This is a genomic window from Bradyrhizobium ottawaense, assembly GCF_900099825.1.
GTDB lineage: Bacteria > Pseudomonadota > Alphaproteobacteria > Rhizobiales > Xanthobacteraceae > Bradyrhizobium > Bradyrhizobium ottawaense_A.
The window spans coordinates 5,042,656-5,065,636 of record NZ_LT629693.1 but is presented as its reverse complement, the minus strand read 5'-3'; the positions used below and the strand labels follow the sequence as shown (position 1 = coordinate 5,065,636).

Annotated in this window: 19 protein-coding genes; 7 read left to right on the top strand and 12 right to left on the bottom strand. The window is 63.1% G+C overall.

The annotated features are described in order from the left end of the window. Positions 1-8 precede the first annotated feature (8 nt). On the top strand, positions 9-1,205 hold the full coding sequence (locus tag BLR13_RS23650; protein WP_074819035.1) for an acyl-CoA dehydrogenase family protein: 1,197 nt from the start codon (positions 9-11) through the stop codon (positions 1,203-1,205). 212 nt (positions 1,206-1,417) lie between these two features. On the opposite strand, the gene BLR13_RS23645 is transcribed toward BLR13_RS23650, so the two are convergent. From BLR13_RS23645 to BLR13_RS23635, 3 genes are all read right to left on the bottom strand, one after another. Next, on the bottom strand, positions 1,418-3,742 hold the full coding sequence (locus BLR13_RS23645; RefSeq protein WP_074819036.1) for a xanthine dehydrogenase family protein molybdopterin-binding subunit: 2,325 nt from the start codon (positions 3,740-3,742) through the stop codon (positions 1,418-1,420). Positions 3,743-3,856: 114 nt separating this feature from the next. Beyond that, positions 3,857-4,732, bottom strand: a complete 876-nt coding sequence (locus BLR13_RS23640; protein WP_074819044.1) for a dihydrodipicolinate synthase family protein — start codon at positions 4,730-4,732, stop codon at positions 3,857-3,859. Between the two features lie 151 nt (positions 4,733-4,883). Continuing rightward, entirely contained in the window at positions 4,884-7,565 is a 2,682-nt protein-coding gene (locus BLR13_RS23635) for a M1 family metallopeptidase (RefSeq protein WP_091976695.1), read from the bottom strand. 264 nt (positions 7,566-7,829) lie between these two features. Here BLR13_RS23635 and BLR13_RS23630 point away from each other — a divergent pair, with 264 nt between their 5' ends. Together BLR13_RS23630 and BLR13_RS23625 are read left to right on the top strand one after the other, a co-directional pair. Next, entirely contained in the window at positions 7,830-9,578 is a 1,749-nt protein-coding gene (locus tag BLR13_RS23630; RefSeq protein WP_143039685.1) for a peroxidase family protein, read from the top strand. A gap of 40 nt (positions 9,579-9,618) precedes the next feature. After that, positions 9,619-10,032 carry a hypothetical protein gene (locus tag BLR13_RS23625; RefSeq protein WP_074819048.1) on the top strand — a complete coding sequence of 138 codons (414 nt, stop codon included), beginning with the start codon at positions 9,619-9,621 and terminating at the stop codon, positions 10,030-10,032. Between the two features lie 2 nt (positions 10,033-10,034). Here BLR13_RS23625 and BLR13_RS23620 read toward each other — a convergent pair whose 3' ends face one another. Next, a complete protein-coding gene (locus tag BLR13_RS23620) occupies positions 10,035-12,116 on the bottom strand; it encodes a BTAD domain-containing putative transcriptional regulator (protein WP_171944942.1) in 2,082 nt (693 codons plus the stop codon). Positions 12,117-12,323: 207 nt separating this feature from the next. Continuing rightward, positions 12,324-12,674: a hypothetical protein gene (locus tag BLR13_RS40335; RefSeq protein WP_143039686.1), complete on the bottom strand. Its 351-nt coding sequence runs from the start codon at positions 12,672-12,674 to the stop codon at positions 12,324-12,326. Positions 12,675-12,742: 68 nt separating this feature from the next. Between BLR13_RS40335 and BLR13_RS23610 the strand changes: the two genes are divergently transcribed. Next, on the top strand, positions 12,743-13,297 hold the full coding sequence (locus BLR13_RS23610) for a hypothetical protein (protein ID WP_143039687.1): 555 nt from the start codon (positions 12,743-12,745) through the stop codon (positions 13,295-13,297). A 140-nt stretch (positions 13,298-13,437) separates the two neighbouring features. Here the strand turns inward: BLR13_RS23610 and BLR13_RS23605 are convergent, their stop codons facing one another. From BLR13_RS23605 to pgm, 3 genes are all read right to left on the bottom strand, one after another. After that, positions 13,438-13,854, bottom strand: coding sequence for a helix-turn-helix domain-containing protein (locus BLR13_RS23605; protein ID WP_244524924.1), 417 nt, complete (start codon positions 13,852-13,854; stop codon positions 13,438-13,440). 152 nt (positions 13,855-14,006) lie between these two features. After that, positions 14,007-14,333, bottom strand: a complete 327-nt coding sequence (locus BLR13_RS23600) for a hypothetical protein (RefSeq protein WP_091976692.1) — start codon at positions 14,331-14,333, stop codon at positions 14,007-14,009. Between the two features lie 230 nt (positions 14,334-14,563). After that, entirely contained in the window at positions 14,564-16,204 is a 1,641-nt protein-coding gene (gene pgm / locus BLR13_RS23595; RefSeq protein WP_074819067.1) for a phosphoglucomutase (alpha-D-glucose-1,6-bisphosphate-dependent), read from the bottom strand. Between the two features lie 86 nt (positions 16,205-16,290). Here pgm and BLR13_RS23590 point away from each other — a divergent pair, with 86 nt between their 5' ends. Continuing rightward, positions 16,291-17,289, top strand: coding sequence for a Bug family tripartite tricarboxylate transporter substrate binding protein (locus tag BLR13_RS23590; protein ID WP_074819071.1), 999 nt, complete (start codon positions 16,291-16,293; stop codon positions 17,287-17,289). A 97-nt stretch (positions 17,290-17,386) separates the two neighbouring features. On the opposite strand, the gene pyrC is transcribed toward BLR13_RS23590, so the two are convergent. The 4 genes from pyrC to fabA form a co-directional block, all read right to left on the bottom strand. Next, positions 17,387-18,481, bottom strand: a complete 1,095-nt coding sequence (gene pyrC / locus BLR13_RS23585) for a dihydroorotase (RefSeq protein WP_074819074.1) — start codon at positions 18,479-18,481, stop codon at positions 17,387-17,389. 124 nt (positions 18,482-18,605) lie between these two features. After that, complete coding sequence (locus BLR13_RS23580; protein WP_074819076.1) at positions 18,606-19,538, bottom strand: Gfo/Idh/MocA family protein; 933 nt, start codon at positions 19,536-19,538, stop codon at positions 18,606-18,608. Next, positions 19,535-20,782, bottom strand: coding sequence for a threonine ammonia-lyase (locus tag BLR13_RS23575; RefSeq protein ID WP_074819079.1), 1,248 nt, complete (start codon positions 20,780-20,782; stop codon positions 19,535-19,537). The genes BLR13_RS23580 and BLR13_RS23575 overlap by 4 nt, the downstream gene beginning before the upstream one ends. A 33-nt stretch (positions 20,783-20,815) precedes the next feature. Beyond that, positions 20,816-21,346 carry a bifunctional 3-hydroxydecanoyl-ACP dehydratase/trans-2-decenoyl-ACP isomerase gene (gene fabA / locus BLR13_RS23570; protein WP_074819082.1) on the bottom strand — a complete coding sequence of 177 codons (531 nt, stop codon included), beginning with the start codon at positions 21,344-21,346 and terminating at the stop codon, positions 20,816-20,818. Positions 21,347-21,554: 208 nt separating this feature from the next. Between fabA and BLR13_RS23565 the strand changes: the two genes are divergently transcribed. Then, entirely contained in the window at positions 21,555-22,133 is a 579-nt protein-coding gene (locus BLR13_RS23565; protein WP_079586021.1) for a MarR family winged helix-turn-helix transcriptional regulator, read from the top strand. Positions 22,134-22,443: 310 nt separating this feature from the next. After that, positions 22,444-22,950, top strand: a complete 507-nt coding sequence (locus BLR13_RS23560) for a GDSL-type esterase/lipase family protein (protein ID WP_074819087.1) — start codon at positions 22,444-22,446, stop codon at positions 22,948-22,950. The last annotated feature ends 31 nt before the right edge of the window (positions 22,951-22,981 follow it).

Genomic DNA, 22,981 nt, shown 5'->3' with positions numbered 1-22,981 from the left:
AGCGCACCATGGATCTCACCTTCAACGCCGAAGAGCGCGCTTTCGAGCAGGAAGTCCGCGACTTCATTTCTGCAAACCTCACGCCGGAGATGAAGCGCGCCACCGCACTGACCCCTTCGGTCTTTTCCGATCCCGATATCGGCATGGCCTGGCAACGGGCGTTGAATAAAAAGGGCTGGGGCGCGCCGGGCTGGCCGGTAGAACATGGCGGGCCGGACTGGACCCCGGCACAGCGCTGGATTTTTGAGGCCGAATGCGCCCGCGCCGGCGTACCCAACGTGAACGTGATGGGCGTCAAGATGGTCGGCCCCGTCATCATCGGCTTCGGCTCACCCGAGCAAAAGAATTTCTATCTGCCAAAAATTCTCTCCGGCGAGGATTACTGGTGCCAGGGCTATTCCGAACCCGGCTCGGGTTCCGACCTGTCCTCGCTGAAGACCCGCGCCGTGCGCGACGGCGACGATTACATCGTCAACGGCACCAAGATCTGGACCACGCATGCCCATCACGCCAACCGCATGTTCGCGCTGGTGCGCACCAACGACACCGAGCGGCAGCAGGACGGCATCAGCTTCATCCTGATCGACATGAAGAGCAAGGGCATCACGACACGGCCGATCCTGACCATCGGCGGCGACCACGAGGTGAACCAGGTGTTCTTCGACGACGTCCGCGTCCCCGTCGCTAATCGCGTCGGCGACGAAGGCAAGGGCTGGACCTATGGCAAGTATCTGCTCGAGTTCGAGCGTGGCTCCGGCATCGCCTCGGCCAAACTGCGTGAGGCGCTGAAGATGGTCTCCGACCTCGCGGAATCCGAGACCACCGGCCGCGCCATCGACGATCCCGATATCGCGGTGCGGATGTCGGAGATCGAGGTCGATATCGACACGCTGGAAATGACCGAATTGCGAGTGCTGTCGGCGTTGCAGACCGGACAGAATCCAGGCGCGGTATCATCGCTCCTGAAACTGCGCGTCAGCGAAATCCGCCAGGCGGTGACGCGGCTCGGCGTCGAGGTGATCGGCAATGACGGCCTCTATGTCGAGCCGATCCGTCCGCTCTACCGGCTCAACGAAGCGCCGGGCATTCCGGAAGAAATGCTCCCGGTAGTCCCGGAATTCCTCAACACCCGCGCCTACACGATTTTCGGCGGCTCGTCGGAGATCCAGCGCGAGATCGTCGCGAAGATGGTGCTGGGGCTGTAGGTCACTGCCGTGATGAGCGGAGCCGCTCTTACCCTCCCCTGGAGGGGGAGGGTCGGCTCGTATTGAGCGCAGCGAAATGCGAGACGGGGTGGGGTGATCTCTCCACTCGGGCACTGCGCGCGAGGAGAGACTTTCACCTCACCCCGCCGCTCATTTCATGAGCGTCGACCCTCCCCCTCCAGGGGAGGGTAAGTGTCGCCCGGAATGACTCCTCAAACCGCCACCTTCGCGTCCCTTATCGCCTGCCAGATCTTGGCCGGCGTCAAGGGCGTATTCAGCTGCTTGATGCCGAGTTCGCTGAGCGCATCCATCACGCCGTTGGTGACGCAGGGCGGGCCGCCGATGGCGCCGGATTCGCCGCAGCCCTTGGCGCCGAGCGGGTTGGTGCGGCAGGGCGCGGAATCGTCGAGGGTGACAGCGATCGGCGGGATGTCGTCGGCGCGCGGCACGCAGTAATCCTGATAGCTTGCGGTCAGCAACTGGCCTTCCTCGCTGTAGGCGACACCCTCATACAGCGCCTGCCCGATGCCTTGCGCGACGCCGCCATGGACCTGGCCGGTCACCAGCATCGGATTGACGGCGACACCGACGTCGTCGACCGTGGTGTAGCGCACCACCTTGCTGACGCCGGTCTCGGGATCGATCTCGACCTCGCAGATATGCGTGCCGTTCGGCCAGCTCGGGCCGTCGACTTCGCCTTCGCTATCGACGGATAGCTTGGCGCCGTCTTCCTTCTTCGCAATCTCGAACAGGCTGATGCGCCTGTCGGTGCCGACCACCGTCAGCCAGCCGTCGCGGTATTCGATGTCCTCGACCGAAGTCTCCAGCACGTTCGACGCTTTCTCGCGCGCTTTCGTGATCATGTCGTTGGTGGAGACCGCGACCGCCGTGCCGCCGACGAACAGTGAGCGCGAGCCGACGCTGCCGAACCCGGTGGCGAGATCGGTGTCGCCCTGCACCACGTCGATCTTGTCCATGGGAATGCCGAGCGAATCCGAAACCATCTGGGTGTAGGTGGTTTGCAGGCCCTGCCCCATCGCCATGGTGCCGGAATGCAGGATGATGCGACCTTCCGACGTCGCGTGCAGCGAGACCTTCTCGGTGTGCGCCCGCCCGCCGGTCCATTCAATGTAGCTGGTCAGGCCGCGGCCGTAGAGCAGGCCCTTCTTCTTCGCCGCCTTCTTGCGCGCGGCAAAGCCGTTCCAGTCGGCGAGGTCGGAAGCGCGTTCTAGCATATGCGCGAAGGCGCCGGAGTCGTAGACCTGACCGACCGCGTTGGTGTAGGGCAGTTGCGCTGGCTTGATGTAGTTCACCTTGCGGATGGCGCGCGGATCCATGCCGATCTGGCGCGCTGCCGCATCCATCAGCCGCTCGACAATGAACACCGCCTCGGGCCGCCCCGCGCCGCGATAGGCGCCGACCGGCGCGGTGTTGGTCATCACCGATTTCACTTCGAAATGCACCAGCGGTAGATCGTAGACACCGGTCTGCACGAACGGCCCGAGCACCAGCGGAATGATATTGCCCGCACCCGAGGAATAGGCCCCGGTGCCGCCGACTGAGCGCACGCGGTAGGCCTGCACGCGCCCCTTGGCATCGAGCGCGAATTCACCGGTCGAGGTGAGATCGCGGCCGTGAGTGCCGCCGACGAACTCGTCGGTGCGGTCGCCGCGCCAGCGAATCTTGCGCTCCAGTTTGGTCGCGGCATAGGCGACGATGCCGTCTTCCGGATAGAGGCTGGTCTTCTGCCCGAAACCACCACCGATGTCGCCGACCAGCACCCGGACGCTTTCCTTGGGCCGCTTCAACACGGACTCGGCGAGCAGATCGCGGGTCGAACCCGGCGTCTGCGATTGCACATGCAGGATCAGCCGGCCGGTCTTCTTTTCGATTTCGGCGATCGTCGAGCGCGGCTCCATCGCCGACGGAATCAGCCGCTGGCTGACGAGATCGAGCGAGACCACATGCGCCGCGCTGGCAAAGGCCGCCTCGACCTTGGCGGCATCGCCATAGCTCATGGCCGCCACGATATTGTCCGGCGCTTCAGTCCACACCACCGGCGCGCCCGGCTTGATCGCTTCCAGCGGATCGACCACCGACGGCAGCACCGCGTATTCGACCGCGATCGCCTCGGCCGCGGTCTGCGCCAGCACGCGTGACGTCGCCACCACGGCCGCCACGGCCTCGCCGGCAAAGCGCACGATTTCATGGGCGAGCAGCCGCCGCGGCGGCACCGTCATCGGCTTGCCGTCGGGCCGCTTGAAGATCGACAGCGTCGGAATGGTGCCGATGTCGTCCTTGATCAGATCGGCGCCGGTATAAACCGCTTCAACGCCCGGCATCCCGGTTGCCGGCGTGACGTCGATCGAGACGATTTTGGCGTGCGCATGCGGCGAGCGCAGCACGTAGAGCCACAGCGCGCCCTCCTCGGGCTTGTCATCGATGAACTGCCCCTTCCCGGTGAGCAGTCTCTGGTCTTCCAAACGCTTGACCGCCTTGCCCGCACCAAAACGCATATTGCCGGGAAGAATATTCATCAGTTTGTCCTTCGAGCTTCTTGTCGGATTGGGCGGGTTTTAGCCGGTTTTGAGGCTGATACAACTCGGTCCCGAAGGGACGAGGTAATGCGGTTTATGCAACTCGCAAGCCAGTTACCCGACATCCCGCAGGGCTTGCTCGACCACCTTGCGCTGCTCTGACGTGAGCGCCGCCTGCGGCGGGACGGGGTCGCCGACGGCATAACCCTGGATGTCGAGTCCGGCCTTGATGCAGGCCGCCAGATTGAAGCGCGCGAAGGCTTCGTTGATGCGCCACAGCTTGCGCTGGAGAGCCATCGCCTCTTCCCAGCGCGCCGCCGTGCAGAGGTCGTAAAGTTCGACGCTCTGCCGCGGAATGATGCAGGCAGGCCCCGCCATCCAACCCAGCCCGCCGATCAGCATCACCGCTGCCGGGATATGCGCGGAGGCCGAGAACACTTTGATGCTGTCGCCGCAGCGGTTCATGATCGACAGCAGCCGGCCGGTATTGGTGGAGGCATCCTTGATGTAGCCGATGCGCGGATGGGTCGCGAGCCGCGCGATCACATCCAGCGTCAGATCGGAACGCTGGAATTGCGGGTTGGTGTAGATCACCACGGGAATATCAACGGCATCGGCAATGGCGCGGAAATAGGATTCGATCTGCGCGTCGGCGACTGGAAAGTACGCCTCCAGAATCGCGAGGATGCCGTTGGCCCCGAGCTTCTGATAGGCCTTGGCCTGCGCCACCGCGTCCGCCGTGGAGGTCGAGGCGACACCGGCGATCACAGGCACGCGGCCTTTCGCCGCCTCAATCGCGGTTTGCACGACGCTCGCCCGCTGGGCCTGGCCGAGATAGGCAAATTCGCCGGTCGAGCCCAGCGGCGTCAGCCCGTGCACGCCGGCCTTGATCAGATCGTCGCAAAGCCGTCCGAGCACCTCGGTGCGAATATTGCCTGTGGGATCGACGGGAGAGACGAGATAGGGAAAAACGCCGTGGAAATCAGCCATGGTAGGGATCGTGCCTCAGCCTGGAAAGTCTGGCCGCCATCGCTACCCGGAATGCCGGGGCAAGGCAACGATCGCAGGGCAACGACAACCTCACCAGCTCAGCCGGTCGATCAAGACCTCATCCCGAAGAAGGCGAAGCGCAGCAGCGGGATCAGTGTCGCTGCCTGATCCAGGCATCGACCGCCGGCAGCGCCCGCGCCTTGAGGTCGGCGGAGATCGCGATCGTTTCCGTTGCCCGCGCGGCCATCACACGCCCGCCGGAGGTCGCCTGTGCCGGCGCAAAGGCGGCCAGCTCGGCGGCATGGCCGTCGTCGCTGAAATTGGTCATGAAGTTTGCGATGAACTGGTCGCGGAATTGCGGTCCCTGTTTTGCGAACAGCGTATCGTAGTTCTTCTGCAGGAAGTCCCAGGCGAGATCGGGCTGCTCGCCGGAGGCGGCGACCGAATTGATCAGGCCGGTGACAATCGTGCCCGGCACCTCGTCGGTCAGGGCCAGCGCCAGCGTGGCGCGCGCCAACGACGCGTCACGCGCGCCGGCCGCGGCGAAATAATAACGCAGGCGTTCGTTGGTCACGGTGCTCTTGCGCGCGAGCGCCAGCAGCGTGTCATAGGTGGCGCGGTCGGCCGTGATTCCGACGATGTGGGTGACCGCATCGCGCAATGCGGCGGGAAGCGATTTCGGATCCTGCAGGAAGCCCGCGAAGCGCCGCTTCGCCTCGGCGATGATCTCCTCGTCGCCGAATTCGCCGAGCACCGAGATCAGGCTGGCGCGGAGCAGCGTGTTGTCGTCGTCGCCCGAACCGCTGCCCTCCCAGCCGAGCCGGTCGAACACCGGGCGCAACGTTGCCCTGGCGTAGCGCTGCACCGCCGGACGCTCGGCGCGGTCGCGCGCCAGACGGTTGAGCGCGGTGAACACCGTGATCACCTGGTCCCAGACCGGACGGCGATCGTCGGCGCCGACAGATTCGACCAGCGTGAGATAGGACGGCGGCTCGGCGCGGCCGGCCGCCACCATCGCCCAGCTGTCGGTGAGGAAATTGACGCGATCCTCGGCCGACATCTGCGGCAGCGATTTCGCCAGCGCCGCCCGGCTGACCGGCCCGTATTCGACCCGGTAGTAGCCGATATCACCTGAATTGACCTTGATCGGCTCGCCGCAGGATCGCGCGGGGATTTCCATGGAGCCTTGCAGCAGCACAATCTCCGGCGGCTGCGTCGCACGCAGCGGCCCGACGGCAACAGGAATTTGCCAGTTGCGCGGCGGCAAGGCCGGGACGCCCGCCCGCACCGGCGCAATCACGAAGCGATCCTGTCGCAGCGTCAGCCGCTGGTCGCCGCCGCTGCAGCTCGTCTCGGCCATGATCAGCGGCACCCCATCCTGTTCGGTGAAGGAGGCTGCGATGCCGGTCACCGGTTTATGGGCGGCGCTCTCCAGCGCCTGCCAGAGATCCGCGGTGGTGGTGTTGCCATAGGCATGTCCGGCGATGTAACCGCGAATACCGTCGCGAAACGCCGTCTCGCCGAGATAACTTTCCAGCATACGGATCAGCGCCTGACCCTTGTTGTAGGTGATGGCGTCGAACGCGACCATCGCCTCGCTCTCGTCGGCGATCGGCTGCTGGATCGGGTGCGAGGTACGCCGCGCGTCGAGGGCCAGGGCATATTGCTTCTGGGCATACCCGTTCAGCCAGCTCTGCCATTGCGGGTAGAATTGCTCCGAGGCCTTGGTCGCCATCCAGGTCGCAAAACCTTCGTTGAGCCAGAGATTGTCCCACCACGCCATGGTGACGAGATCGCCGAACCATTGATGCGCCATTTCATGCGCGATGATGCCGAAGATGCCGCGCCGTGCGCTGTCCGGATTTGTCGCGGGATCGAACAGCAGCCGGCTCTCGAAAAAGGTAATGCCGCCCCAGTTCTCCATCGCGCCGCCGAAGCCGCCGGGCACCGCGATCAAATCGAGCTTGGGCAGCGGGTATTTGACGCCGAAATAATCGTTGAACCAGGACAGCAGCTTGACCCCGCTGTCGAGCGCGAATTGCCCCTTCGCGGCCTTGCCCGCGGTGGCGACGACGCCGACCGTGACGCCGTCCACCTCCGCCGTGATCCGCTCCAGTTCGCCCACCGTCAGCACGAACAGGTAGGTCGACATTTTCGGCGTGGTCGCGAAAGCGACCTGCTTCAGGTTCGGCTCCAGCGGCTCTTCGCGCACAACAGGCATGTTGCCGACCGCGAGGAAGTTTCGCGGCACCGTTACCGTCAACGCAAAACTCGCCTTGAAGGCGGGCTCGTCCCAGCACGGAAATATCCGCCGCGCGTCCGACGGTTCGAGCTTGCTGGTGAGCAGCCGCTTCACGCCGTTATCGGTCGGATAATCGACGAAGAAGAAGCCGCGATCGAATTTGTTGATCTGCGCGGCAAATTCGATGCGAAGCCGGTGCGCGCCCACGCCAAGCGGTTGCGCAAAGGTAAACGTGGCGGTCTCGGCACCGGCATCGAGCGCGACGTCCGCGCGCGCCGTGTCGCCGTCGGCGGTGACGGCCGCAAAGGTCGTATTGACGGCGTTGAGGGTCAGCCGCGCAGTCGGCGCGCGCACCTCGATGTCGACGATTTCCACGCCAGGAAGCGCGAGGCTCGCAATGTCGGGCTTGAGCTCGATCGCATAGTGGATGGGAACGACCGTCTTCGGCAATTTTCCGGGCGTGCCGTCGAAGGAAAAAACCGGCTCGGCGCAAGCGGCGCCGTATACCGAAAACATCATCGCGCACGATGCAGCGAGCCGTTGGAGCACATGCGATATCGCAATCGGGTTCACGCCAATCTCCTTCGTCATTCCGCGCGCCAGGCGCGCGGCATCATATTCGTGTCCGTCGTTCGGCCATAGGCAAAAGTGCCTGCCACCGCACCAACCGGCTCGCCGGAAACGATCGTGACATCCGCGCGTCGTGTCGGGAAAAACCGGCACGCGACGCTCGCAGCGAAATCGCGCGCCGCAAAGATGTCCACAGATGTCCACAACCTCTAACGATTTAGCTCACGATAATTTCACGACCTTCTCAGCAGTCTACCGGCCGGACCAACAAGCGAGACACTGTCGATGGCGGTACCGAAGGTCGCTGAAGCTTCCACTCTCCAGACTTCTGGAACAGAAGCGCGCGACGCTGTTCAGCCCACCGCCCCCGGCTTTCGTCACTTCCTCCGTACGCCGCTGCCTTCGCAGCGGTTTCGCGTTTTCGGGATCGACCCGCTGGAATCTCCCGCGCTCCAGCCACGACTGCGCGGACTGATGCACCGCCTGTCGCGGCGGATGGATGCCGAAATATACTGGCCGCAGCACGACGACGAAGCGGCCGAACACTGGGAAAATCCCCGCATCCCCTCGGGTTACACCTACCTGCTGCAATTCGTTGCCCACGACCTGGTTCATTCGGCGATCCCGCTTTCGGTGGCCGGGACGCTCGGCGCCGGGACCGCCAATGCGCGGCGCATACCGCTTCGGCTCGAAACCCTGTTTGGCAGCGGCCCGGTCGGATCGCCGCACATCTATGCACTCGACGCCCCGAATGACGACCGGCGCACCAAGCTGCGGCTTGGGCGGATGCGCTGGAAAGAGAACGAGCCCGCGACCGGCTGCCCGTTCCGCGATATCGCGCGAACCGGGGCCGAGAATGTCACCGGGATCGACCGCAGCATCGCAGGCATGCGGGTGGCCCTCACCGAAGCGCTGGTCGCCGATCCGCGCAACGACGACCACGCCGTGATGTCGCAACTGACGGCGCTGTTCGCGCTGTTGCACAACAGCCTGATCGATCACGTCCGCCGGCAGGAACGAAGCCATGGGCCGAACGACCGCTTTGGCGCTGCCTACAAGCGTTTCCTGTGTGTCAGGGAGGCCGTTACGGCGATCTATCACGACATTCTGCGCAAGGATCTGATGCAGAGGGTGATCCATCCGACGATCTACGCGGCCTATAGCGGACCGACCCCGAACTTCATCGACCGGCCCGATCAGTCCGCCGGGGATTCCGCGACCGGCGATTGGCAAATTCCGTTCGAGTTCTCGCACGGCGCGTTTCGGTTCGGCCACGCCATGGTGCGGCCCGAATACAACATCAACGACCTGTCCAACCAGGATCTCTACAACACCCTCGAAAAGACCTCCGCGAACGATCCGGTCAACATGCCGCTCGACGAGACCTGGATGATACGGTGGTCGCATTTCTTCCGGATCAACGGGTCGAAACCGAATTTCAGCCGGCGCATCGGGCCCTATCTCAGCGACGGACTGGGCAACGACCAGATCTTTCCGGCGTTCGACGAGACCGAACGGGTGGGCTTGCTTTATCGCGACCTGCTCGGCGCCGGGCTCGCGGGCATGTGGTCGGTGGACGCGCTGATCGCCGAGCTCGCCGCGCGCAGACCGCACTTCGTCGCCATGTCGCGCCTGCTGTTCGATCGCGACTATCGCGTCAGCCAGCTCCGCGAATGGCTCGCCGCCGCGCCGGCCTATGGCAAGCTGACGGACGAGGACATTGAAACGCTTTCGAACGATCCACCGCTGCCGTTCTTCATCCTGTTCGAAGCCATGCGGCAACCCGGGGCGGAAGGACTGCGCCTTGGGCCACTCGGCTCGATCATGGTGTCGGAAGTGATTTTCGGCGCGCTCGCCGGCGATCTGCGCTCGTCCAGCGGCGATTCACTGCCCGATCAGCTTGCCGATCTGTCGCGCGAACATTACCCGGCAAATTTTTTCCAGGACGTTCCCGATATTTCGAGCATGGCGCAGCTGGTGGAATTCACCGCTGAAATCGCCGAGCTGAAGCAGGCCGTACCCGCATTTCTGTGAGCAGAATTGTCTGCCTCACGCAACCCGGAGGAGTAAGACCATGCAGCGCATCGAAAGGCTACAGGTGACCAACCACGAACGTTGGGGCAAGCTGGTAAAGACCTGGGCGACCGGCCAGAACTACATGGACGACGACAACACCTATCCGTTGCCGGAGACGATGGAAGAGTTCAAGGAGCAGCTCGCCAAGGCCCAGGTGTTCGCGACCGTGCCGGAGCGCTTCAAGCAGATTCAGTTTGTGTCTTCGGACCAGGAGACCATCCTCGTGCGCTTGCCGCCGAAAGTGATGATCGAAGACTCCGAGGCCCTGCTCAACCAGCCGGGATCGACCTATCCGCTGCCGCCGTTCTACAAGCGCCTGTTCAATGGTATCGACCCGGTGATCTCGGAAGAGGACAAGTTCCGGGTGCATGCCGAGCGTATCGGCGACTACACGATCAGCATCTGCGCCTGAGGTCAGATACGAGTGATGCTTTCGACGGGAAGCCCTGCGCCACCCAAGGCCGAGCGCAGGGCTTCCCACCTCGAATTTATGTTGATGGGGTGAGCCTGCAGAAGCCAGCGCGTGACCGCCTCGTCGGTGGGCGCGGCTGAGCCGACCCAGAAGGAACGTATTCCGTTCAGGAACCGCTGCGCCTCTTCGCGTGCGGTCTCGGTATCTCCCAGTTCATACAGCGCGGCCGCTCGCCATGCGGGCAAGGTCTTGATGACGCCATGCGCCCGCCCACTGGCCTCTATCGCACCGGCATAGTCACCGCACAAAAAGGCGATGATGCTCTGGTACCCCCATTCGAGGCCGGATGGCGCCAGCGAAAGCGCATGCGCCTGACGGGCACGCAATTCAGCCTGCTCGATCGATCCGCAGAATGCGCAGTAGGCCGCACAGGACAGCAAGGTCCACGGATCGTTGTCGTTCAGTTCGCAAGCCAGCTCCATGTGCGGCGCCGCTTCGGCGCCACGTCCCACCATCACGTGGGACCAGCCGCAGCACAGATGCGCCCTGGAATCGACCGGGTCGAGTTGAACGGCGGTCTTTGCCAGTTCGAGGGTCGTCCGCGCCTTTTCGAGATCATGAAACAAGCCCGGATGCACAAAATGTTCAATGTTGTTCATTTGCACGAGGCTGCTGTAGCACGGCGAGAAAGTCGGATTTTCGCGGATCGCGTCGCGAAAGATGCTGACGGCCCGCTGCCAGCTCTCCGGATCGAACTTCGTGATGAGGTTCTGCCCGCGAAGCCAGCGATCGTGCAGATCGAGCGAAACGTCGGGCTCACCCGCAAGCCGCATCAGCCGCTCGGTCGACAGCTGCACGTTCAGCGAGGTCGCGATCCGACGGATGATCCGCTGCTGCGTTTCGAACCAGTTGCTGAGACCTAAGCGGAAGCTTTCGCTCCACACGTAGATTCCGGTGGTATCGTCCCGCAGCACCATCACGATGTTGATTTCGGCGCCGGCCTGGTAGGCGGTGGTTTCGATGCAGTATTGCGGCGCCGCGCCGGTTACTGGAAGCAGGTCGGCGGCCGGAGCGCGATCGACAACGCTCCATTCGCGAAAGCGAACGAGACATGCGGCGAGATGCTGGGAGAAGCCCTGCACCAGATGGCCGTGGTCCTCGTCGATGCCATGCATTGCAAAGGGCCGCAGCACCAGAAGCGTCTTGACGGGCGCATTTGATAGCGGCGAAGCCGCGGGAGCCGGCTGGAGACCGGATCCGTTGATGGCCCGGACCGCCAACACCCCATTCTTCGCATGGGCGCCGCGATCGGCCAGCGGCGGCTCGAAAACGCCGAGCTTGATGCTTGCCACCAGTTCCTCGGTCGCCGGCGACGGCTCCATGCCGTAGTCGCGATCCAGCAGGTCCCACAACGACTTGTAGATGCGTAACGCGCCGGCAGTATCCCCTTCCTCGGCATGCGCGCGCATCAGATAGCGACAGGCATGTTCATGGGTCGGATCGAGGTTGACGATCGCCGCCGCGAATTTCTTCTTGGTGTCGCGTGGTACGTTTGCGCCGATCAAACCGGCTTCGAGGCTTCGCATCAGCCGTTCGTGGATCGTTTGACGCTTGGCCAGTACCCAAACCCGAAAAGACGGATCGAGATCGTCCATGCCTTCGAGCAACCGCTCGTCAAGCTGTGGCGCATCGAGCAGCAGGGGATGGACCCGCTCGTTCTCGGCCTGCTGAAGCACGCTCTCGATATCGACTTCCATTTGCGCGATGCTGATGCCGATCATCAACCGCTCAGCGACGAAGCCGCCAAATCCGGCCTCCTCCAGCACCGAGCGCAGTTCGCGAACGACCTGGCGCAACGAGGCGCGCGCCTTTTCCTCATCCGATCGGCTCCACAGCAGGCCAACCAGCCGTTCCCGGCTTTCATGCTTCGTATCCGATAGCGCAAGGTAACCGAGGACCGCGGCCGCCTTGCGGGTTCGCAGTTCGATCGGCCGGCCGTTTAATCTCAGGCCGAAGCGCCCGACCAGCGACACCGACAGTCGCGGGGCGTTTTCGCGTGCCATCGCGGCTTCGTCTGCTGACATGGCGCTTGCGCTGCCCCGCATCCAAGGAATTCCGTGCCTGGCTGAAATTATCGCCAGTCTATATCAAAGCGACGCCGTCGGTATAGGTTGCGCCGCCACCGGTTCGCGCAATGGCATGCCGCAATCTCGCCGTGACGATCTCGGACGGCTCAAGCTGCAGGCCGGGCGCGACGACGCGCACCACAGGAACGGCAAAGCGCTGGCATGTCAAATCGATGCAGGGGTCTCGATACCCGGCTCTTTCAAACGCTCAGCGATTAACTCAAATATGGCACTCGCTTCGGTTGCGTCGATGGCGAGATGCGTGGCGCGGCCGGCGGCCGGCTGCAGCAACATGCATCGATCGGCATTGATGATGGCGCGGTGCAGGTGGGTACGGTCCTGCGCATTGAGCGCGGCGTCCCCGCGCCCGGTCGTTTGGTTGCGATGACGACGTCGGCAAGTTCGCGCTGGCACATCCCGGTAATCGTGATCGCCGGTCGCGTCCGATGGCTCGCCCAGCAGTAAATTAGCGTCGGACAGGAACAAATTTGCCGTGGAACTTTCAGCGCCGCTCACGGTGACCTCACGCCTGATCCGCAAACTTCGGACGTGAGGCCAGCCCCGCCCTCGCCCTGGAGGAATTTATGCTCGCGAAAGCCTTAGTCATAGCCATGGCAGCCGAGATTGCCCGGTCGGATTATGCAAAGCCAACCCTGATTCGCAGCCGGAGCCGCGAGTGGCTGATCGCCTGCCGCTGGGGACCGGACGGCGAGTATCTTTCAATCGCAACCGCCGGCGCGCTTGCGGAACCTCTTGCGCAGGTCGCGCCGCAGGCGATCAAGCCGATCCACAGCCTGTTCGGCGTGCTGATTTCCGAATCGCAGAGGGACGCCACGAGCACGTTCCTGCTGGTGCGTCAGTTGCCTGGCGGGATCGAACTTGCCGGCACGTTCTTTCCCGCCGATGGGTACGTGCTCATGCAGCAACGTGAAGACATCCACCTCGTCTGCAAGGCGCGCTACTCGCATAGTTGCGGCTGGCTCGACGGCAGGGAGATCCGCAAGGACATTCCCGATCCGGCGCCTTCCTCGGCCGAAGCGATGTGCTGGCATATCGAGGCGTCGCGGCGCGACTGGATCGGCGAATTCATTCCGGGGACAATGCCGCGGGAGCGGATCCCGATTCGCGCCACCGGCTGACGAGGTCAAACGCCGCGGCGCAGCGTTGCTGATCGAAACGATAGCGTTTTCGAGCGAAGTGGACCCCGGTTCGCGTAAAGAAAACGCGTCAAAACAAAAGAGTGGAGCCCGGTTCTGATTCAATCAGAACCGATAAGGCTCTACGTCCGCACGCGCGAGCTGCTGCGTTCGTCACGCGAAGCGGCGTCGAGCCGCGCCACCGAAGCCTTGGTCATTGATTTCTGAACGATGGATTTCTGAACGACCGCCTTTTGAACGGTCGGCTTCTGGTCGGCGATGCTTTCCAGCAGCCTCGCGATCGCCAGCCGCACGCGTGAATTGGTTCGCAGATAGGCCTTGAGAACACGCAATGCGCCGGGCTCGGCGAGCAAGTGAACCGGTGAATTCGAAGCTGCGATTTTTTCCAGCGGAGATTCGAACAACTCGCCGACCGCAATCCCGAGCACGGAAGCAATCTGCGACAGCCGGCTGGCGCCGACCCGGTTTGCGCCCTTCTCGTATTTCTGGACCTGCTGGAAGGAAACGCCGATCCGCTCCGCGAGCGCCGTTTGGCTCATTCCGCGATTGATCCGGAATATGCGGATCTTGGCGCCCACCATTGCGTCAAGTGGACCAGATTTCCTAACCGCCATTGTCAGGCTCCCCGACTTTCCGAGTTCGGGAAGACTAACACAACCTCAGGGCGTTGCGGGCGCTAATTTGCGATCCGCTAGTTCGCAATTCCCGGCAGGACCTTGAACCGCTGCTCGACATTGACGTGGTCGAGCGTCAGCCGGCCCTTCGGGTCGATGGCCGCCTTCGTGGCCGCAGGATGACCGGTCTCGAGATAGTGCTGCAGCACCGAACGGCTCTCGTCGGAGAGCGCAAACAGCCCCCGCATCAGCTCAAAAAACCCCGGTTCTTCCGCTACATAGAGCAATTCGCGCAGCTCCGCCCCGGTAAAGCGCCCTAACGCCGTCAGAAGCCATTCGGTCTGGTCATTGGGATCGCTCTCGGGCACGCGATTGAGATAATAAACAACCGATTCCGCACTCATGTCTTCCCCCGATCCTTCGCGATAGCCCACGAGTCCCCCTCCCCGGGAAGGGTTTCCTGGCAGCTAACACCGACCGTCAGAGTGCGTCGCCTGTCGTGATTTCAGCGTGATTGCGCCGGAGCCACCCGGCCGGGGTAGTCTGCTTGCGCCGAATTGACGCACCCGGCGTGCGGCTTGAGGCGTTCGCCGCCGATCCCTGACATATCCATGACATCAGGAGCCTTTTCGGCTCAGAGCGCCTTGGCGATGGCGCGCTGGGCGTCCTCTTGAATCAGTTTCAGGTGGTTCTGGTCGCGAAAGCTCTCCGCGTAGATCTTGTAGACGTCCTCGGTGCCCGATGGCCGGGCGGCGAACCAGCCCATCCCGGTCTCAACCTTGATGCCGCCGAAGGATTGATCGTTACCCGGCGCCCGGGTCCTGACGGCGCTGACCGGTTCGCCGGCGAGTTCGCGCATATCAAATTGCTCCGGCCCCAGCGCCTTCAAGGCATTCTTCTGCTTTGGCGTCGCCGGCACGTCGATCCGCTCGTAATAGGGCACGCCGAGTTCGGCCGTGAGCCCCGCGAACAACTGGCTGGGATCGCGGCCGGTCCGCCCGAGGATTTCGGCCGCCAACAACCCCATCACGATGCCGTCCTTGTCGGTCGTCCACACCGACCCGTCCTGCTTGAGGAACGACGCACCGGCGCTCTCCTCGCCGGCGAAACCGAACGCACCGGTGCCGAGGCCCTCGACGAACCATTTGAAGCCGACCGGGGTCTCGACCAGATTACGGTTCAGCTTCCTCGCGACGCGGTCGATGATCGAACTCGAGACGATGGTCTTGCCGATCGCGGCCTGCCGGCTCCATTGCGGCCGGTGCTCGAACAGATAGGCGATCGCGGCCGCGAGAAAATGGTTGGGATTCATCAGGCCATTGGAACGCGTCACAATGCCATGCCGGTCGGCATCGGTATCGTTGGCAAACGCGACGTCGAATTTGTCGCGCATCTGGATCAGGCCCGCCATGGCAAACGGCGACGAACAATCCATCCGGATCTTGCCGTCCCAATCGACGGTCATGAACCGGAAGGTCGGATCGACGGCAGCGTTCACAACCGTGGCGTTGATGCCGTAGTGCTCGATGATCGGCTGCCAGTAATGCACCGCGGCGCCGCCGAGCGGATCGATTCCAATTTTCACGCCGGATGATTTGATCAGCGCCATATCGACGGCACTGCCGAGATCGGCGACATAAGGGCGGACATAATCGTACAGATGCGTCGAGGGCGCTTTGCGGGCACGCTCATACGGCATCCGCGCAACGCCGTTCATGCCGGCAGCCATATAGGCGTTCGCAGCCTTCTCGACCTTGGCCGTCACATCGGTATCGGCAGGACCGCCATGCGGCGGATTATACTTGTAGCCGCCGTCTTCCGGCGGGTTGTGCGAGGGCGTGATGACGACGCCATCGGCAAGGCCGCCGCTCCGTCCCTTGTTGTAACTCAGGATCGCGTGCGAGATCACCGGCGTCGGCGTGTAGCCGCCGCGCTCGTCGATCATGATCTCGACGCCATTGGCGGCAAACACTTCCACGGCACTCGCCAGCGCCGGCTCCGCCAGCGCATGGGTATCGATGCCGACGAACAACGGTCCGGTCAGGCCGGTCTCGCGACGGTGGTCGCAGATCGCCTGCGTCGTCGCCAGGATATGATTTTCGTTGAACGAATTCTTCAGCGACGACCCGCGATGCCCCGAGGTGCCGAAGGCGACGCGCTGGGCGGGATCGGCGGGATCGGGTTTCGAGGCGAAATAGGCTGTCACCAGCCGCGGCACATTGATGAGGGAAGCGGGATCGACCGGTTTGCCGGCGGCGGGATTTTGGGCAGTCACGTGACCTCTCAGGACAGATAGCGCGTTCCAAGATATATACGAGGAAGGCGCTAGCTAGACCAATAATAACAACGAGGAAGCGTTCCATGCAGCCGTTCTGCCGCCGTTCGATCCTGATTGCCTGCGGAATCGCGATATTCGCGGGCAGCGCCTGTTTGCTCGCCGGCACCGCTGCGGCCGAGAATTATCCATCCCGTCCCGTCAAGATCGTGGTGCCGTTCCCGGCCGGCGGCTCCAACGACATCGTCGCCCGCGTCGTCGCACAGAAGCTGTCGGAGCGTAACAACGGACAGACATTTTACGTCGAAAACCGCGGCGGCGCCGGCGGCAATATCGGCGCCGAGGCGGTCGCGGGTTCGGATCCGGACGGCTACACGCTGCTGCTGACGGCGCCGCCGCCGCTCACCATCAACGCAGCACTTTACCGAGACCTGCGATACGATCCGTCGACCGCATTTGCACCGGTCGGGCTGATCGCCGCGGTACCGATCGTTCTGGCGGTGCATCCGTCGACCGGGATCAAGAACGTGAGCGAGTTGATCGCGCTCGCCAAAGCGAAGCCGGGCACCTTGTTTTTCGGATCGTCCGGCAACGGCTCGACCAACCATCTGGCCGGCGAATTGCTCAGAAGCATGACCGGCATCGATATCGTGCACGTCCCCTACAAGGGCGCGGCGCCGGCGATGAACGATCTCGTCGCGGGCCACATTCCAATGATGTTCGACAACATCCCGGCGGTGCTGCCGCAGGTCAAAGGCAAGAACATCAACGCGATCGCGGTCGCAGGTTCGAAACGCGCGAGCGCGTTGCCCGACGTGCCGACGATCTCCGAATCCGGCGTGCCCGGTTTCGAGGCCTCGGCCTGGTTCGGATTGGTGGCACCGGCGAAGACATCAGCGCCGGTCCTTGCGAAGCTGGAAGGCGACATCGACGCCATCCTGAAGATGCCCGATGTGCAGAAGCGCTTCGACGAACTCGGTGCCGAACCCGGCACCGTTTCCGGCGCAGCGTTCGGAAAATTCCTCACCGACGAAACCGCGAAATGGACGAAGATCATCCGGGAGTCCGGCGCGAAGGTGGACTAGCGACGAGCCGGTTCTGACTGGATCAGAACCGACTCTACTCGCTTTGACGCGTTTTCTTGACGCGAACCGGTGTCCACTTCGCTCGAAAACGCTATGGCTAGGGCCGCACCTCGCCGATAGACCACGGCAATGCTTCGTCGCCACGGAAGACCACGATATCGCCGCCGTCAACGGCGATGGCCGCCGGCATCGCCGCAGGGCGCCGCTTGAGTTCGATCGTGCCGGCATTGGCCGGCAGGCCATAGAAATTGGCGCCGTTCAGCGAGGCAAATTTTTCCAGCCGGTCGAGGGCGCCCTCCTCGTCGAACACCTGCGCGTAGGTCTGCAGCGCGGTGGCGCCGACGAATACGCCGGCACAACCGCAGGCGGCCTCCTTGAGGCTGGACAGATGTGGCGCCGTGTCGGTGCCGATGAAGAAACACGAATCGCCTGATGTCACGGCGCTGCGCAGCGCGAGGCGATGGTGTTCGCGCTTGGCGACCGGCAGGCAATAATAATGTGGCCGCAACCCGCCCTGGAACAGCGAGGTCCGGTTGATCATCAGATGATGCGGCGTGATGGTTCCGGCGACGCGGGGCGCGTGGGCGCGAACGATGGCGACCGTTTCCGCCGTCGTCACGTGCTCGATGACGACCTTCAGGCCCTGATGGTCGCGCAGCAGCGGCAACAGGCTCTGTTCCATGAACACGGCCTCGCGATCGAAGATGTCGATCGCGGGATCGGTGGCTTCGCCGTGAATCAGCACCGGCATGCCGATCCGCTCCATCCGCTCCAGAACCGGACGCAGCGCCTTGATATCGGTGACGCCGTGATGCGCGTTGGTGGTGGCGCCGGCCGGATAGAGCTTTGCGGCGGTCCATACCGCTTCGGAATGGCCCTTCTCGATTTCGTCGGGCGATGTCGTGTCGGTTAGATAGCAGGTCATCAGCGGTTCGAAATCGCTGCCGGCCGGCCGCGCCGCGAGGATACGGGCACGGTAGGCGATGGCGGCATCCACCGTGGTCACGGGCGGTACGAGGTTTGGCATGATGATGCCGCGGGCGAACTGCCCTGCCGTGAATGGAAGCACCGTGCGCAGCATCTCGCCGTCGCGCAAATGAACGTGCCAGTCGTCGGGACGCCGGATCGTGATGCCGTCGGCCGCTTTTCCGCGAGCGGCCGCGGAGACGTTGAAAAGTGTATCCAGATTCATGGCTCGGCCTCGTCAAGAAATTCATACAGCGCAGCGGACAGGAACGCAGCAATTACCGGAATCGCGCAAGTTCCCTGCTTGTCGGAGCAGATAGAACATTTGGCGGTATATACCAACAGCCCGTTCAGGTCGCGTCCTCGAACGGCTCCACGGTGCGGCGGTGTCCCAGCAGAAAGGCATCGGCGACCAGCTGGAACGGCGTAAGATCGACGTCGGGCTCGCCGGTCGCGGTAAGTTCGACGAAGCGCCGGTAAAGCCCGGCATATTCGGCCGCGGCGGCCACAACGTGTTGCACGCCTCCAGCCGACAGTTTCGCCCCGCCCGAAGACAAGATGACCGGTCCTTGGTCAGTGTCGAGATGGATGTCCCAGCTCTGCGGACCGGTCTGCCGGAAATCGAATTCGGCGAAGATCGGCAGTCCCGCCGCATCGGCAAGCCGGAGCGTGGCCGCGATCGGCGCGTCACGATTGGCGGGAAAAGCCAGATCTGCCGATGTCACGAACAATGGCTGCGGCAGGATGCGGGTCAGGATCGAGAGCGCATTGATGCCGGGGTCGAACACACCGAGGCCACCCGGCTGCCAGATCCACGCCTGGCCTGGATGCCAGACCCGAACGTCCTCCTTCCAGGAAATTCGCACGGCCGTGATCCGCCGGCCCGCCAGCAACAGCCGCGCCGGCTCGACCGCGGGCGCAACGCGCGAATGCCAGGTGGCGAACAGCGTGCGCCGCGCGGCAACGGCGGCCGTCAACAACGGTCCGATTTCGCTTAACATGGCACCGGGCGGCTTTTCCAGCAACACATGCTTGCCGGCGGCGAGCGCGATCGCGGCCTGATCGCGGCGCACCTGCGGCGGAGTACACAGCGCCACGGCATCGAACGGCGGCCCGTTGCGCAACAATTCTTCGAGCGTCGCCACCTGCGGCACGCCGGCGAGCGAAGTGTTGGGACTGGCGACAGCAGCGAGCACCGCGCCCTCCGTCGCCGCGATCGCCGGCACATGCTGATCCCGCGCGATCTTGCCGAAGCCGACGATGGCAATGCGAAGCGGGCTCATGATGTGGAGCCGACAACCACCTTGAGGTCGGCGGCCCTCAGCGCGTCGATCGTCGCATCGAGATGAGACCGGTCCCTGGTCTCGACCACGATCTCCAGATGCACCGCCTTGGCTGGCAGGTCCGTGAAGATGCGCTGATGGGATACTTCGACGATGTTGGCGCCGGCCCGGCTCAGCACAGCGACCACCGTGCCGAGCTGCCCCGGCCGGTCGACGATGTCGAACCTGAGCTGCGAAAGGCGGCCTTCCCTCGCGAGTTGACGGGTAAGCACACCCGATAGCAGCCGGGTGTCGATATTTCCGCCACTCAGCACGAGGCCGAGCGTGCGGCCCTTGAAGCGCTTGGGATCGGCGAGCACGGCGGCCAGACCGGCGGCTCCGGCACCTTCCGTCACGGACTTTTCGATGGTGAGAAGCAGGCTCAGCGCATGCTCGACATCCTGCTCCGTCACCAGAACGATATCGTCGACCAGCGCGCGCACGATCTCGGACGTGATCCGGCCGGGGGCTTTGACGGCAATGCCTTCCGCGAGCGTGTCACCGCGCATCGGCAGCGATTGTTGCTTGATGAGGTTGTACATCGAAGGATAGAGCGCGGCCTGCACGCCGATCACCTCGATGTCCGGCTTGAGCGTCTTGGCGGCGACCGCCATGCCGGAAATAAGCCCGCCCCCACCGATCGGCACGATCAGAACGTCGAGGTCAGGCATTGCGGCCAGCATCTCGAGCGCGATGGTGCCCTGACCGGCAATGATCAGGGGATCATCGTAGGGATGAATAAACGTCAGGCCCTCGTTTCGGCCATGCGTCGTGGCCAACGCGGCAGCCTCTTCCAGCGTCGCTCCGCCTTCGATCACGGTCGCACCATGCCGCCGGGTATTATCGATCTTCACCGTCGGGGTTCCGATCGGCACGTAGATGGTGGCCGGTATTGAAAGCCGCGCCGCGTGATAGGCCACGCCCTGCGCGTGATTACCGGCCGAAGCCGCGATCACACCGCGCTGGCGCTGATCGGCCGACAGGGCCGAGAGCCGATTGAGCGCGCCGCGCTCCTTGAAGGTCGCGGTGAACTGCAGGTTTTCGAACTTGAGCCATACGCTGGCGCCGGTGATGTCGGACAATGTCCGGCTGCGGTCGAAGTTCGTGCATTTAACCAGGCCGGCAAGCGTCGCTGCGGCGGCCTCGATGTCGGGGAGTGTCACCGGCAATTGTGCCAGGGATGCCCGTGCCGTTTGAACCGTCATAGTCGAATCTCCGGTGGCAGCTCGGGCCGCGTCTCAGGTCGCGGGCGCTATCAATCCGACGCGCATATCCTTGGCAAGATAGACGCATGTGTCGTCGGCAAACACGCTGCCATTGGCAATTCCGAGCGCGAGTTTGCCGCGCCTGACGAGGCGCATATTCACCTCGTAGCGCACGCGCCTGGTGTCCGGGGTGATATGCCCCCGGAACTTGACCTCGCCGACGCCGACGGCGCGGCCCTTGCCCGGCGAGCCCGACCAGCCGAGCCAATAGCCGATGATCTGCCACATGGCGTCCAGCCCGAGACATCCGGGCATCACGGGGTCGCCGAGAAAGTGACTGTCGAAAAACCAGAGATCCGGCGTGATGTCGAGTTCGCCGATGACATGGCCCTTGCCGAACTCGCCACCGGCCATGCTGATCTCGGTGATACGGTCCATCATCAGCATCGGCGGCGCCGGCAGTTGGGCATTGCCCGGGCCAAAATAGCCGCCCTCGCCCGATCTGAGCAGCTCTTCTTTGGTGTAGGACGGTTGCGGCGCGTGAAAGTCGCGAGGGTCTGACAAGAACGATATCCTTCGGTGTTCGGCCGGCGGTCGCGAAACGTCAGGCGACGTTGCCGCGATCTTTTCGATGCCAGAGCCAGCCGTCCGGCGCAGGCGTCACCCATGTGCTGAGCGGCGGAATACCTGCTCAACCGGTGGACCACCAGCTTGTCCTTACACCTACCACAAAAGCTGGGGCGGAGTGGACTTAGCTGACCGGATTACCATAATGCAGGATATTTTTACTTGTTTTGGAAATGGAATTGGCGAAGATAGATTGAGTACGGGCAGGACCGACGCCCTCCGTACAAGCAAGGAATATCGATTGGGCGAAACGGCTCCAAAGAATCAGGACGCCATCCGGCGGTTCGCCTGGGTGATCAATTCTGTCGGCGTTCACCTGGAAGAGCTGCGCTACTTCTGGGCCAAGGCCCTCGGAATCAGCGGCCCGCAGTGGATGATCCTGATGGCGCTCGCCGATCTCGACGACAAGGACGGCATTCCCGTCAATGTTGTCTCCAAGAAGCTTCATGTCGATCCGTCGTTCGTTACGACGCAATCAAAACTACTGGAGAAGAAGGGCTTCCTTCGCCGGAAAACCTCCACCGAAGACGCCAGAGTCGTGCAGATGTCCCTGACCGACAAGACCTACAAGCAAATGGCAGACCTTGCCGTCCGGCAGGAAGCGCTCAACGAGTTCATTTTTGCCGAACTCAGCAACAAGCAACTTGATGAATTGGTCGATACACTCAGCGGCTTGAGAAATCGCCTGGAAAAGGGGCGCTTGAAGGTCATTGCGGATGCGTGACCCTACCCGGGCTGGAATGTCGCCGCGCCCGGTCCGGTAACAGCCAACGCCCTTCAAATACCAAGCTGCAAAGCAATCCAACCGGAAACGACATGCGCCTGCATCGCCGCCGTCTCGGCGGCGAAAATTTTAAGCGTCACGTCCCCGCGATCGCGGCAGGGGCCACCCAATTGGGTGAAGGAGCTGGGCCGGTTTCGTGGCTTGATGCTTGAACCTGCTTATGCGGATCGGAATTACCCGATCCCGTCCCACAGCAAGATTTCGATATCTGAGTTTGTGGAGCAGATTTGAAGGCAGGATGAGGAGTGTCATGAAAATCTCTAAGATGTTCATCTTCGCGCTAACACTGGCCATCGCCGGCCTGGGAGCTGCGTATTCGGCATCGGCTCAGGTGGTTGCATTGGGCGCCAGCAACACCGAAGGGCATGGCGTTGGTTCGTCGGAAGCATTCCCCGCTCAGCTGGAACGGATGCTCCAGGCCAAGGGGTCCAGCACTCACGTTAGCAACGCCGGGGTTTTTGGCGACACCACGAGTGGGATGCTTTCGCGACTTTCAAGCAGCGTCCCCGAAGGCACCAAGATTGTTATTCTACAATTCGGAGGCAACGACTTTCGTCAAGGTATCTCACCGGCTGCGCGGCAGGCCAATATCGCCAGCATCCAACAACAACTGCGTGCACGTGGTATCAAGACCATTCAGGCCGACGGGTTTGTCAAGGCCGCGCTCCAGTCGGGACTGGCTCAGAGCGATCACATTCATCTCACGGCCGCCGGCCATCAGCGAGTGGCATCACAGCTGATGGGTTCGATCAGATAACGTTCGCCGTTCAATGTGCCGACACGTCGCG

Excerpts from the sequence above, each read along its gene's own strand:
- BLR13_RS23565 (WP_079586021.1), top strand. The coding sequence starts at position 21,555 with ATGCAGGATATTTTTACTTGTTTTGGAAATGGAATTGGCGAAGATAGA.
- pyrC (WP_074819074.1), bottom strand. The coding sequence starts at position 18,481 with ATGAATCTGGATACACTTTTCAACGTCTCCGCGGCCGCTCGCGGAAAA.
- BLR13_RS23630 (WP_143039685.1), top strand. The coding sequence starts at position 7,830 with ATGGCGGTACCGAAGGTCGCTGAAGCTTCCACTCTCCAGACTTCTGGA.
- BLR13_RS23645 (WP_074819036.1), bottom strand. The coding sequence starts at position 3,742 with ATGAATATTCTTCCCGGCAATATGCGTTTTGGTGCGGGCAAGGCGGTC.
- BLR13_RS23620 (WP_171944942.1), bottom strand. The coding sequence starts at position 12,116 with ATGTCAGCAGACGAAGCCGCGATGGCACGCGAAAACGCCCCGCGACTG.
- BLR13_RS23575 (WP_074819079.1), bottom strand. The coding sequence starts at position 20,782 with ATGACGGTTCAAACGGCACGGGCATCCCTGGCACAATTGCCGGTGACA.
- BLR13_RS23605 (WP_244524924.1), bottom strand. The coding sequence starts at position 13,854 with ATGAGCCAAACGGCGCTCGCGGAGCGGATCGGCGTTTCCTTCCAGCAG.
- BLR13_RS23635 (WP_091976695.1), bottom strand. The coding sequence starts at position 7,565 with ATGACGAAGGAGATTGGCGTGAACCCGATTGCGATATCGCATGTGCTC.
- BLR13_RS23560 (WP_074819087.1), top strand. The coding sequence starts at position 22,444 with ATGAAAATCTCTAAGATGTTCATCTTCGCGCTAACACTGGCCATCGCC.
- BLR13_RS23650 (WP_074819035.1), top strand. The coding sequence starts at position 9 with ATGGATCTCACCTTCAACGCCGAAGAGCGCGCTTTCGAGCAGGAAGTC.
- BLR13_RS23640 (WP_074819044.1), bottom strand. The coding sequence starts at position 4,732 with ATGGCTGATTTCCACGGCGTTTTTCCCTATCTCGTCTCTCCCGTCGAT.
- BLR13_RS23590 (WP_074819071.1), top strand. The coding sequence starts at position 16,291 with ATGCAGCCGTTCTGCCGCCGTTCGATCCTGATTGCCTGCGGAATCGCG.
- BLR13_RS23600 (WP_091976692.1), bottom strand. The coding sequence starts at position 14,333 with ATGAGTGCGGAATCGGTTGTTTATTATCTCAATCGCGTGCCCGAGAGC.
- BLR13_RS23625 (WP_074819048.1), top strand. The coding sequence starts at position 9,619 with ATGCAGCGCATCGAAAGGCTACAGGTGACCAACCACGAACGTTGGGGC.
- BLR13_RS23610 (WP_143039687.1), top strand. The coding sequence starts at position 12,743 with ATGCTCGCGAAAGCCTTAGTCATAGCCATGGCAGCCGAGATTGCCCGG.
- BLR13_RS23580 (WP_074819076.1), bottom strand. The coding sequence starts at position 19,538 with ATGAGCCCGCTTCGCATTGCCATCGTCGGCTTCGGCAAGATCGCGCGG.